Annotated in this window: 9 protein-coding genes; 1 reads left to right on the plus strand and 8 read right to left on the minus strand. The window is 52.1% G+C overall.

Features of this window, described 5'->3' with window-relative positions; all coding sequences use genetic code 11:
* Position 1: 1 nt before the first annotated feature.
* The 3 genes from BUA36_RS06755 to BUA36_RS06765 form a co-directional block, all read right to left on the minus strand.
* Positions 2-604: a hypothetical protein gene (locus BUA36_RS06755; RefSeq protein ID WP_072782780.1), complete on the minus strand. Its 603-nt coding sequence runs from the start codon at positions 602-604 to the stop codon at positions 2-4.
* Between the two features lie 129 nt (positions 605-733).
* The gene (locus tag BUA36_RS06760) at positions 734-1,597 is read right to left on the minus strand and encodes an FKBP-type peptidyl-prolyl cis-trans isomerase (protein WP_229255631.1); all 864 of its coding nucleotides are present in this window, start codon (positions 1,595-1,597) and stop codon (positions 734-736) included.
* A gap of 113 nt (positions 1,598-1,710) precedes the next feature.
* Positions 1,711-3,591, minus strand: a complete 1,881-nt coding sequence (locus tag BUA36_RS06765) for a potassium transporter Kup (protein WP_072782784.1) — start codon at positions 3,589-3,591, stop codon at positions 1,711-1,713.
* 204 nt (positions 3,592-3,795) lie between these two features.
* On the opposite strand from BUA36_RS06765, the gene rarD reads away from it, so the two are divergent.
* A complete protein-coding gene (gene rarD / locus BUA36_RS06770) occupies positions 3,796-4,671 on the plus strand; it encodes an EamA family transporter RarD (RefSeq protein ID WP_072782786.1) in 876 nt (291 codons plus the stop codon).
* Between the two features lie 574 nt (positions 4,672-5,245).
* Here rarD and BUA36_RS31600 read toward each other — a convergent pair.
* From BUA36_RS31600 to BUA36_RS06795, 5 genes are all read right to left on the minus strand, one after another.
* Positions 5,246-5,314, minus strand: coding sequence for an MIT C-terminal domain-containing protein (locus tag BUA36_RS31600; protein WP_371851428.1), 69 nt, complete (start codon positions 5,312-5,314; stop codon positions 5,246-5,248).
* Positions 5,315-5,539: 225 nt separating this feature from the next.
* Positions 5,540-8,638, minus strand: a complete 3,099-nt coding sequence (locus tag BUA36_RS06780) for an HsdR family type I site-specific deoxyribonuclease (RefSeq protein ID WP_072782788.1) — start codon at positions 8,636-8,638, stop codon at positions 5,540-5,542.
* Positions 8,635-9,900, minus strand: coding sequence for an AAA family ATPase (locus tag BUA36_RS06785; protein WP_072782791.1), 1,266 nt, complete (start codon positions 9,898-9,900; stop codon positions 8,635-8,637). The genes BUA36_RS06780 and BUA36_RS06785 overlap by 4 nt, the downstream gene beginning before the upstream one ends.
* Before the next feature lies 1 nt (position 9,901).
* Entirely contained in the window at positions 9,902-11,074 is a 1,173-nt protein-coding gene (locus BUA36_RS06790) for a restriction endonuclease subunit S (protein ID WP_072782795.1), read from the minus strand.
* Positions 11,071-12,627 carry a type I restriction-modification system subunit M gene (locus BUA36_RS06795; RefSeq protein WP_072782798.1) on the minus strand — a complete coding sequence of 519 codons (1,557 nt, stop codon included), beginning with the start codon at positions 12,625-12,627 and terminating at the stop codon, positions 11,071-11,073. Before BUA36_RS06795 ends, BUA36_RS06790 begins: the two co-directional genes overlap by 4 nt.
* Positions 12,628-13,032 lie beyond the last annotated feature (405 nt).

Raw genomic sequence — 13,032 nt, forward strand, 5'->3', positions numbered from 1 at the left:
CTTAGAACGTGCAGGCGCCGAAACGCCAGCCGTTGCGGCTGGCGATGGTGGCTGCTTCGCTCTGCGAGCAGGCGGTCACGGTACCGCTCATGCCACGACCGACACCGGTCGGAATGCAAACAGGGTAAGGCAGGTAAGGACGGCCGTTGCATGGGCCAGGCGGTTGAGGCGGCTTCGGATCAGGATTGGCGGTGTCCACGCCAACAATCAGCGTGCTCCAGGTGACCGCCAGCGGTGGGAAAGCGCCGATTTCCAGCGTGCCGGTGTCGCACATGCGGATCGAATAGTTAGGCGAGCTTTCATGGCCGCCCGTGTTCGATGCCCACACCGGCTGGTTGGCGGCGTTATATTGCACGAAGTTGCCATCGGTCTGAATCGCGGTGTACTGGCCGTTTTTGTAGGTGGCCCAGCGTGGGGTCGAACCATCGCGGTACAGCACCAGATTGCCGTCATGCTGCTGGACCAATGTGTATTTACCATTTGGCGACGAGAAACTGTCGCCATGCTGCATGAGGCTCACGCCCCTGCTTTGGCACGCGGCGGATGCCGACGCGCTCATTACCACCGGCAGCAGGAAGGCCATCGCCTTCAAAAGCTTTTTCATAATGCACCTTTAAAAGTTAGTACAATCCTCATTTTATATAAAATACATTATTTAATAATCACTAATTCTAACCGTGCGCGAATAAAAAAAGGCAGCCCGAAGGCTGCCTTTGTTCTGGAAACAATGCGCTTAGTTGGTGATGCTGATGAGCGTGACGTCGAATACCAGGGTGGAGTTGGCAGGAATGCCGACCCCATACTTGCCAGCCGCCTGGGCAGCTGCGCCATAGCCCTGGCCAGGCGGAATAATCAGCGTCCGCGTGCCACCTGGCTTCATACCGATAATGCCCATGTTAAAGCCGGTGATGGTGCCCGTGCCGCCCACATTGACCGGCAATGGCTGATCGGTCGTGGCCTGGTTGTCGTCGAAGCGCATGCCCTTGAAGTTGGCGCGCGTGCCGTCATACAGCCAGCCCGTGTAGCGTACCGTCACGGTATTGCCCTTGACGACCGCCGTGCCGGTGCCCGGCACGATGTCGTTCACGGTCAGGTCCGGTGGCGGCGCCTGGTTAGGAATGGTCACGGCCTTGCTGACGTAGGACAGCTGAATGTCGTACACCATCGGTGCATTGACCGGGATGGCCGGGAAAGTCAGGCCGTTCACTTTCAGTTCGTCGCGGGCATTGCCGCCATAGGGGGTCATATTGGCCGGCATCACGACGGTACGCTTGCCGCCCGTCTGCATGCCCAGCACGGTCTGGTCCCAGCCCGTGGCCATGGCGCCCACGCCCACCGCGCCAGTGTAGCTGGTGTTGACGTCCACCGAGCTATCCACCTTGGTGCCGCGCGGATCGCTCTTGGTCGAGTCATACAGATAGCCGACGTAGGTAAACGTGACCAGGTCGCCCGTGGCGGCCGTGGTGCCCGTACCTGGGGTGTCGGTGATGATTTTGTACGCTGGTTGCGGCGTGACGACGGCAGTCGGGGCTTTAGCGCCGCCGCCGCAGGCGGTCAAAGCCACTGCGCAGCTGGCAACGGCGATAAATTGCAACATCGATTTCATAATTACCTTTGATAAGTATTCGTATTCGGTAGTCCCGGCGCAGAAGTGTAGCAGACCACGCCCCTTCCGCTCCCGGCACTACATTCAGTTACATCTTTTTGTGCTCAAATTTCCACCTGGGTGCCGAGTTCAATCACGCGGTTGGGTGGAATCTGGTAGTAGTCGGCGGCGCCGCGCGCATTGCGTGACATGGCCACAAACAGGTGCTCGCGCCAGGTCGCCATGCCCGAGCCCGGGGTGGAAATCACGGTCTGGCGGGCGATGAAGAAGGAGGTCTCCATCATCTCGAACGGCAGGCCCAGGCATTCGCACAGGTGTAGCACGCGCGGAATATCCGGTTCATCCTTGAAGCCGTAGTAGATGTTGAGCTGGTAGCACTGGTGTCCCAGGTCGGTGACCTTGACCTGCTCCGCCTCGGTCACATACGGCTCCTCGATGATGTGCACGGTCAGGAACACCACACGCTCGTGCAGCACCTTGTTGTGCGACAGATTGTGCAGCAGCGCGTGCGGCACGCCGTCGCTCTCGCCGCGCATGAAGATGGCGGTACCGTAGACGCGCGTTGGCGGCGCCACAAACAGCGAGGACAGGAATTCTTCGAGGGGAATCGCGTGCTTCTGCAGGTTTTCAAACACCAGCTCGCGGCCGCGTTTCCAGGTCAGCATCACCGTGAACAGCACGGTGCCCAGCAGCAGCGGGAACCAGCCGCCATGGAACAGCTTCAGGGTGCTGGCCGAGAACAGCGAAATGTCAATGATGATGAAGAAACCGGTGGCGCCAAAGCACAGCGCCAGCGGCAGGTGCCAGCGGTAGCGGATCACGAAGAAGGTCAGGAAGGTGGTGGCCAGCATGGTGGCCGTGACCGCAATGCCGTAGGCGCCGGCCAGCTTGTCGGACGAGCCGAAGCCGATCACGGCCAGCAGCACCACGATCATCTGCAGCCAGTTCACGGCCGGGATGTAGATCTGGCCGATCTCGCTGACCGAGGTGTGCAGGATACGCATGCGCGGCAGCAGGCCCAGCGCAATCGCCTGCTTGGTCATCGAGAAGGTGCCGGAAATGGTGGCCTGCGAGGCGATCACCGCCGCCAGCGTCGACAGCACCACCAGCGGGTACACGCTCCACGCGCCCAGCTGCTGGAAGAAGGGGTTGGAAATCGCGTCGGGACGCTGCAGCAGCAGCGCGCCCTGGCCCAGGTAATTGAGCGCCAGCGCCGGGAACACGATCAGGAACCACGCCGCGCGGATCGGTTTCTTGCCGAAGTGGCCCATGTCCGCGTAGAGCGCCTCGGCGCCCGTCAGTGCCAGCACCACCGCGCCCAAGGCGACAAACGCGATCTTCTGGTTTTCGTACATGAAGCGCAGTGCGTGGTAAGGGTTCAGCGCCGCCAGCACGCGCGGCGCTTCGACGATATTCACCACGCCCATCGCCGCCAGCGCGATAAACCATACCACCATCACCGGTCCGAAGAACTTGCCGATGCCGGCCGTGCCATGGCGCTGCAAGGCATACAGCGAGATCAGCACGATGATGGTCAGCGGTACGATGTATTGCTCCAGCCCGGGCGCGGCCACTTCCAGGCCTTCGATCGCGCCCAGCACCGAGATGGCCGGCGTAATCACGCTGTCGCCATAGAACATGGTGGCGCCGAACACGCCCAGCAGCATCAGCGGGTAATGCCATTTCGGCGCGGCCTTGGTGACCGAATTCAGCGCCAGCGCCATGAGCGCCATGATGCCGCCTTCGCCGCGGTTATCGGCGCGCAGCACCAGGCTCACGTATTTGAGGGAAACGATCAGTGTCAGTCCCCAGAAAATCAGGGAGATGATGCCCAGCAGATTGCCCTCGCTCAGGGCCAGGCCATGCTCGGGATCGAAGACAGTTTTGAGGGTGTAGAGAGGGCTGGTACCGATGTCGCCATAGACGATGCCGACAGCCGCCAGCGTAAGTGCCGCGAGACTGCTTTTCTTGTGTTGCTCGGTCAAGATTGCACCTGTTGTTGTTTTGGTGCATTGCACAATAGGCCAACTATATGCAAAAGGCAAGGAGATTTTGGCATACGCAGACGTTCCAAATGATCAATAACGAGAGTGTACGCCGCCGCCGCCCAGAGCGCGAGAGGCAGGCCTGCGTAGCGGGCACAGATGAGCGATAATGGCAGACCTACTCGCTTATTCCGTTCCCGCCCCATGAACACAGGTATCTTGTACGCCACGCTGGCGTTCCTTTGCTGGGGTCTGTTCCCGCTGTACTTTCACGCCATCGGTGAAGTACCGCCCATGGAAATCCTCGCGCACCGCATGCTGTGGTCGCTGTTGTTTCTGGTGCTGGTCCTGAGCGCGCGCCAGCAATGGAAATGGTTCCCCAAAGTGCTGCAGCAGCCCAAGGTACTGCTGAGCTTTGTGGCCAGCTCGCTGCTGCTATCGGCCAACTGGGGCGTCTACATCTGGTCGGTCAACAATGGCCACGTCATTGATGCCAGCCTGGGCTACTTCATCAATCCGCTGGTCAACGTGCTGCTGGGGCAGCTGGTGCTCAAGGAATACCTGCGCCGCGGCCAGTGGATGGCGATTGCGGTGGCGGCCGGCGGCGTCGCCTGGCTGACCTGGCAATCGGGCCAGCTGCCGTGGATTGCCTTAATTTTGGGCATCACCTTCGGCGCTTACGGCCTGCTGCGCAAAACCGCCGCGCTGGCCGCACTGGAGGGCCTGTCGCTGGAAACCATGATGCTGTTCCCGCTGGCGCTGATCTATGTGCTGTGGCTCAGCTATCATGGCGACAATGCCTTCATCAACACGCCGCACGACAGCACACGCTGGCTGCTAGTGGCCGCCGGACCGATTACCGCGATTCCGCTGCTGCTGTTTGCGGCCGGCGCGCGCCGGATTCCGATGGCCGTACTGGGATTGCTGCAATACATGTCGCCCACCATGCAGGCGCTGCTGGGCGTGTGGGTGTTCCATGAAGCGTTCACGGCAGACCGGCTGATCGGCTTCCTGATTATCTGGGCAGCGCTGGCGCTGTATGTGGCCGAAGGGCTGTGGACCGGCAGGCGCGCCAAATAGTGGGAAGATGACGGGATTTAGCGTATCCTGTCGTCCTTCCCTGCATTTCTACCAACATACATCGAGACCTCTCAATGGCATTTATGGGGAGGAAAAAACGTAAACAGCCTTGACCGTGAATAAGGACACGCCTCTTCGCAACGGAGGCATAAAAAATGTAAACAAATATGCGACCGTACACTGCTGTTTACACTTTCTAAATTTTTGCGGAAGATGGTTCTAGGGAGCCGCTGACTAATTCACGACTTCCGGTTCAGCATCGCTTTTCAGAGGAAAAATTCCACACCACCCGAAACGCGTGGCGCAAAGTAACGCCGATCCATGCAGATCGGCGTTTTTATTTCCTTAACGATAAGCCCGTGTGTCCGGTCCATTTCCGGGAGTCCCCCTCTCGGTCAACAATACTCTCGCCCCACTCCGGAATGATACAAGAACGATCGAGGGTGTAGACTCGTTCGGCCAAGCTCTCGGATTAGCGATTACCTGGCTCGGAAGATATCCACTTTGGTTTCCAGGCATTTGCGTAAGCTAAGGTCATTCGTCCCCACCTCAAACCAGCCCCCCCCGGTTTTTGCTAGAAATCCTGGCCTCGCCCGATTTTGATAACCCAACCATTGTCCAAACGGATTTCCCGATCATGCATGTTCGGGTTGGCGATCTCCACAGCGCGCCAGCCCTGCCACAGTACGCCGGCCAGCAGCAGGAGGTGGACCACCAGCACGCAGTAGAACAGCGGCCGGTTCGCCGGGCCATATCATAATTTACCGCTGTCCATCGGCCTCTCCTTCTGTATCTGATCGTGTCAGAACCTGAACACTACCGCAAAATTAACCCAAACGGATTAACGGCGATATCCTGCGCGAAACGACTAAAGCTGGCCACCGACACCTTTAAACTTTTCCACAAACGATGCAATTTTTTGGAACACGCTCTGCTTTTTGATGAGATATTGCGGATTGAGGGGGCTCATCTTAGGAAGAACGGCATTGAGCTCCGTACCATTATCACTGGCAAATTCTCGTTTAAGCGAAGTAGTAATATAGCGCCTTGCAGCCCCTTCGTTTAGGTTTTCATCGTTAATCAATTCAGCAGCCTCACGATTCTGCTCAGATTGAGCAAAGGTGAAGAAAGCGTCGATCACGCCGGCTTTGTCACCAATCTTATCCAGATCCGTTTGATTGATGAAGTCCACCAGCAAACTCTCCTTGGCGCGATTTCCCAAGCTTGTGCGAATCACGCGGCGAGCTTCATCCACAAGTTCCGACTTGCTCTTGATCTTCTTGTTGTGCTCGAAGATCAGCTCCAGGATGTAGTCCAAGTTGATTTCCTGCGACTTCAGCAGGTCCACCTCAAACACGACGTCATCCCAGTCGATGGTGGACTTTTCCGTCTCAGCTCCAGCTTTCTCACGCCGTAGCCAGTCACGAACATCATTGTATGTTGATCGGTAATCTTGAATTTTCCGCTCAGCAGGGACTGTAATGGCTTGCAGTGAGGCCAGATCGTCATCGCCCAGATAGTGTTTGGCCTTAAATGCCTCCACCGCTGCCGGGTCGCTCAAATCGACGCTTTGTAATTCCTTCAGGCTAGCAAACTCATCATAGTTTTGCAGCACGTTTTCCACGCGCAAATACTCGCCAAACAGCTTGGCGAACGCCTTCTTGTCGGCTTCCTTTTCAATGGCTGCGGGGTCCGGAAAACGTGTTTCCAGCTCTTTCACCACATCTATAAAACCACGCCGCGCCTCACCGGTGGCCGTATCGGTAAAGCCTTCCATGTATTCCTTGTAGCTTTTCTCCAGCACTACGTTCTTAGTATTCTTGTCGCCGAACAAAGTGATGGCGTCGATGGTCGCCTGTTCGAGGTCGCGGAAGGTGACGATATTACCGAAGGTTTTGGTGGCGTCAAAGATGCGGTTCGTGCGCGAATAAGCCTGCATCAGTCCGTGGTAACGCAGGTTCTTGTCCACAAACAGGGTGTTCAACGTGGGCGCATCAAAGCCCGTCAGGAACATGCCTACCACGATTAGCAGGTCGATTTCCTTGGCTTTGACCTGCTTGGCCAGATCGCGGTAGTAGTTTTGAAAACCATTGCTGTCTACACTGAAGTTGGTTTTGAACAGCGCGTTGTAGTCAGCAATGGCCGCGCTCAAAAACTCTTTGGCACTGCTGTTCATGGCTGCTACATCAAAACTTTCGTCCTGAATATCGCCAATCGCATCCTGTTCTTCATTGGCCGCGAACGAGAAGATAGTGGCGACCCGCAAACGCTTGTCGCTGTCCTTCTGTAATTCCTTGAATGACTCGTAGTAAAGCTTGGCCGCGTCCACGCTGCTGACCGCAAACATGGCATTGAACCCTTTGTTGCCCACTTGCAAGCGGTGCGTCTTCTGCCGGAAATTATTCAAGATGTAATGAGTGATCTCACGGATGCGGTCGGAGTGCAGCAAGGCCTGCTTGTTTTCCGCCGCACTCAGCTTTTTCTCGTCCTTCTCAGTTTCGACGGCCTTGAATTGCGGGCGGACATCGTTGTAATCCACCTTGAATTTCAGAACCTTTTCGTCACGAATAGCATCGGTGATTACATATGAATGAAGTTCGCGCCCAAACACACTGGTCGTGGTTTCAGCGCCCAGCGCATTATCTAAGAAGATCGGTGTGCCGGTAAAACCAAACTGGTAGAACTTCTTGAACTTCTTCTTTAGGTTCTTCTGCGCCTCGCCAAACTGGCTGCGGTGGCATTCATCAAAAATGAATACCACCTGCTTGTCATAGATGGGAAGGTCGACTTCGCTCTTCATCAGGTTGTTGAGCTTCTGGATAGTGGTGACGACGATCTTATTGTCGTCCTTCTCAAGATTGCGCTTTAGGCCCGCTGTGCTATCTGATCCATTAACACTATCCGGTGAAAAGCGCTGGTATTCCTTCATGGTTTGGTAATCAAGATCCTTGCGGTCCACAACAAAAAACACTTTGTCGATGAACTCCAGTTCCGTAGCAAGACGCGCCGCCTTGAAACTGGTCAGGGTCTTGCCGGAGCCGGTCGTATGCCAGATAAAGCCACCGCTTTCCGTATTGCTCCAGTTTTTTGCCTGATATGTGCTGTTGATCTTCCACAAAATGCGTTCTGTGGCGGCAATCTGGTAAGGGCGCATCACTAGCAACGTATTGCTAGTATCAAAGACTGAGTAATGCAGTAGTACATTGAGCAGAGTGTGTTTCTGGAAGAAGGTGGCTGTGAAGTCCTTCAAGTCTTTGATGAGGCTGTTGTCAGCCTTAGCCCAGTTCATGGTGAAGTCGAAACTGTTCTTATTACGATGCGTGGTGTTTGCAAAGTAACGGCTGTCGGTGCCATTGGAAATCACGAATAGCTGCAAATACTTGAATAAGGAATACTCGCTGTTGAAGCTCTCTTTGCTGTATCGATGCACCTGATTAAAAGCTTCGCGAATTGCCACGCCTCGTTTTTTAAGCTCTACCTGAACCAGCGGCAAGCCATTGACCAGAATCGTCACGTCATAGCGATTAGCATGCGTGCCGGTCTGCTCAAACTGCTTGATGACTTGAATTTTATTACGGGAGATGTTCTTCTTTTCCAGCAAATATATATTCTGAATATGCCCATCGTCAAAGACAAAGTCGTGAATGTAATCGTCGGTAATCTTGCGGGTTTTCTCGACAATGCCATCGCTGGGTTTGTCCAGCCATGTCTCAACAAAGCGTAGCCACTCACAGTCGGCGAACTGCGTGTTATTGAGTGCTTGTAGTTGTACACGCAAGTTAGCTAGCAATGCTTGGGGCGTATTCACGCCAGGCAGGTATTCATAACCTTGATTTTGTAGATCTTGAATGAATTCACGCTCCAGATCTCCTTCACTCTGGTAGCTTTCTGGGACTTTCCACTCTTGGGAATATTTATCCAGAATAATGAAATTTTTCGATTCTGCAATGGGGTTGTATTCGATCATGTGCTTTTTTCCTGCCAAAATTGATGACGATCGACAATGTGCTTGACCAATTTCTCCAGAATCTTCTTTTCTTCTGGCTTTAGGGGCGGAACTTCTTCGGCGGCGTGCTTCGAATGACTCGAAAAATTTACAATCCGTTTTGCGTAGGGGTTAGGCAATCCATCGTCTGTTTCGGGTAAGAGATACTCCCACCTTTTGTACCCAAGGAATATTGCCGTTTTCTCTAGTACATTTCTTAGCAAATTAAAGTGATATTTTTCAATCTGCCCACTTTTTATGGCTTCTTCAAGCTGTGATATCAGATGCAGGTGATATGAGAAAGGAGAATCGTTTGGCTGTTCGATTAGGTGAACACTGCCGTCTTCATTTTTTTCAAGTCGCGATTTACTAAACCACTTTGACTTCCAGCTGTAGCGTTCCGTTTTTTCGTCGCTACCAAACTCGTTGCAAAGCACATTAAAAAAAAGCGGATTATGCGTCGTGATAATGAATTTAACATTGGATGCGTTTAACTTAACCAACTGCGCAAGATCAACGGCCAACTGAATCAAATGGTTATCGTCCAGAGAACTGACCGGGTCATCAACAAAAATATATTCTAGCTGGTCAAATTGATCAGTTTCGCGCTCGTCAGGCTCAACAATATTAAGAACGCTAATTACTTGTTCAATCAGTGTGTAAAAAACACTCCAAATAAAATTGCTTTCTTCGCCTTTGGATATTTTCATAATCCCAGAATGCTCATCATCGCCACCCTCAAGCGAGAAGGTCACTTCCGAAAACGCTGGGATCGTGATCTCTTTGTTGTCTTTATCTTTAAATTTATATTCTACGTTGAAACGTGGCGTAAGCTTGTTATTGGTATAGCGCTGAAAATTTGTGATGATGTTCAGGTCTTGGCCTTGGTCTCTTAGTACCCAATCCGTAAATGAATTTGTCTGAATTTTCAGCTTTGATTTGCCATGGCCATCCAAATCATTGTCCCAATAGAACAAATCTTCAGTAAAAGAGTTGTAATAAAGTATTTTGTTACGCGACAGTTCAGGTTGATCGATTTCGTCATCGCCATCTAGTTTAGATGCAATTATCCTTTTAAATTCCCGTGACAATTGTGTTTTACCAGTGCCATTAAAGGCATAGATGAGTTGAACCTTTGGAACAGGTTTTATCTCTTCTACTACCTTTGTTGTCTCGGCTACAGTTTTCTGGACCTTCTTAGACGTGCTTAGCTGTCGGGCGATTTCATTTAGAGTTTTTCCCATTTTACATCTCCACTACTGCCCGCTTCGGGAACACCAACAGTAAATCGCGATAATACTCGTATTGCTTTTGGCGCAATTCGATTTCGCGTGGCAAACCTTCTCTGGTGGAATTTGCCAGTGCATCGAATTTATCGAGGATGGCGACGATGCGAGCCTGTTCGGCTAGCGATTTCTCCGGATCGTCGGCATATGGAATGGGAAGATTAAAGTTCTTTATGATGCTTGAGTTAAGGTCACCTCTAGGGCCTTGCCCAAGCGACTTAATGGTTTCATAGTTAAAACTTACCCAATGAAAAATATAGCGATATAATGCCTTAGTACTGTCAATTTCCAAACAACCGCAGTGTTGATTTGTTGTTAAAGGAATTTTATTGATCGCGGACCTGCCTGCTGTGGCCCCCGATATTGCTATAATTACGCAGTTTGCGGGAATCCACTTTGCCGACGAAGCTTTCACTGCGGCCTGAGTTATTTTTACGTCTGTAATCTCAATATCGGAAAATTTCACTTCTTGGGTTCTTAGCCAAGGAATATCCCCATCATCGTAATATTCTGGTTCGCCAGCTGTTGGTGTTCCACCTGAGTACCATTTCTTAGTTACGTCTCCCAACGTCTTCCACTCCACTTCTCCTTCTTCAAAACTCAACAACTGCTCGCGATAGTAATTGTATTGTTTTTTTCGGGCTTTCAGCTCCGCTTCCAACTCCGCTTCCAGTTTGGAAAAAGTGTCAAGTACATTCACAATTTCTCGCTGAACTTCAAGCGGCGGGACGGGGATTTGCAACTCGTTCAAGACGGATTGAGTTTGGCTGGGCACGCCTCCCGCTTGGTTCATGTCGCCAAGACCTACCGTTGTCAAGAAGTAGTAAAGGAATTTCGGGCGAATCTGTGCTTCATCAATTTCCGTATAGAAGATAGTGTCAACATTCCAGAACGGAACATCGACGAAGAATAGATTACCCAGCGAACCTTTCCTCGGAATTAACACGGAAGGCTTGTTGTAAGCGTAGGTGTTGGCATACCGCATGATTCCACCGGAGCCGAAAACTGGAAATTCACCATCAGCAAGCTGCTTATGATCCTTACCGTTCTTAATGCGGACAATGTCGCCAAGACGCTTGAATTCCACACCCTCCGGGCAATGTTCGGCAATGAGGTCATCAATACGATTCACGCTTCAGTCTCCCCACCATCAATTTCGGCCACGATGGCATCAATCTCCGCACGTAGTTTGTCTATTTTATTTACGGTGATTTTCAGCTCTGCATTGAGTTGGGCAATTTCCACAATCTCGCGGTTGTCCTTGGCCTCAACGTAGCTGCTGACTGAGAGGTTATAGTCGTTAGCGGCCACATTCTCAATCGGTATGGACTGAGCAAAGTGATCCACATTCGCCTTGCTATCAAACACCGCCATAATCTGTTTAATGTGCGTGTCCAGCAGCACGTTGTTATTGGCTTCTTTCTTGAACAGGCCGCTAGCGTCTATAAACTGAGTGGCAGTGTCGGTTTTGTGTTTGGACAACACTAGAATGTTCACGCCGATTGTAGTGCCGTAGAACAGGTTAGGTGCCAGCGAAATCACGCTCTCAATGTAGTTGTTGTCTACTAAGTATTTGCGGATCTTCTGCTCGGCGCCACCTCGGTAAAAGATGCCAGGGAAGCAGACAATGGCAGCTCGGCCTTTGGCAGAGAGATAGCTGAGCGAGTGTAAAACAAATGCAAAGTCGGCCTTGGATTTGGGAGCCAGCACGCCAGCTGGGGCAAAGCGTTCATCGTTGATCAGAGTGGGGTCGTCGCTACCGATCCACTTTACCGAGTACGGTGGATTTGAAACGATGGCATCAAAAGGTCGGTCGTCAGCGAAGTGAGGTTCTTCTAGTGTGTTGCCCAGCCGGATGTTGAATTTGTCATAGTTGATGTTATGCAAAAACATGTTCATCCGCGCCAGGTTGTATGTGGTGTGGTTGATTTCTTGCCCAAAGAAGCCCTCTTCAATGATGTGCGCGTCGAAGTGCTTTTTGGCTTGCAGCAGCAGCGAGCCCGAGCCGCAGGCAGGGTCGTAGATTTTGTTGACACTCGTTTGCTTGTGCATAGCAAGCTGTGCGATTAGCTTAGACACATGCTGGGGGGTGAAAAACTCGCCCCCTGATTTTCCGGCGTTGGCAGCGTAGTTGGAAATCAAGAACTCGTAAGCATCGCCAAACAAGTCAATGTGGCTCTCGTCGAATACGCCTAAATCTAGTTCGGCCACACCCTTGAGCACGGCAGCGAGGCGTGCGTTCTTGTTTTTAACGGTATTGCCTAGACGGTTGCTAGTGGTGTCAAAGTCAGCAAACAGACCCTTAATGTCCTGTTCGGATGGGTAACCGTTAGCAGACGCTTCAACAGATGCAAAAATGGTAGTTAGGTCAGTATTCAAACTTTCGTTAGAGTTGGCATTTGCTACCACTGTGACAAAAAGCTGGCTTGGGTAGATGAAATAGCCTTTAGTCTTAATAGCATCGTCTTTGATTTCAGGCGTGATAACGCCATCGTCAAGTTGTGCATATTTGATGCTGGAATCACCACCCTCAATGTAGTTGGCGAAGTTTTCGCTGATAAAACGATAAAACAGCGTGCCAAGTACATACTGCTTGAAATCCCATCCGTCCACTGCGCCTCGTACAACATTGGCAATTTGCCAAATTTGACGTTGTAGAGCGGCGCGTTGCTGAATACTTACCATTTTATCAATCCATTTTCAATATATTACGAGTGGGGCAACTTTATACATTTCAGGTACTCTTGACCAGTCAAAGAGAGAGATTACTGATGTGACGAGCCGTTCATGATATGAAAAAAGCAAAAACCAGCATCAGCGGCCCCCTTATGGCGAAAATTGGTCAAACAGGGTGTACCCAAATTGGCCATGTCGCCACTAGGTGGCCAAAATAGGTTAGACCAAGTCTATTTGTCCACCTAGTTTTTGGCCACTCCATTTGGCCTTCTTCGGCCCCTCCGAGCGGGCGCCGGGCGCCGGCGGCTCCGATTTGGCCGTCAGGCTGTTGATCAGCTCCTGTTGCGTCGTGACTTGGGGGCGTAGAGCCTATCACGATGCCCGATGAAGTCGGCCATGTCGTTTTGTCCGTCA

Origin of the sequence: Duganella sacchari (assembly GCF_900143065.1) — a bacterium.
GTDB classification, from domain to species: Bacteria; Pseudomonadota; Gammaproteobacteria; order Burkholderiales; family Burkholderiaceae_D; genus Rugamonas; species Rugamonas sacchari.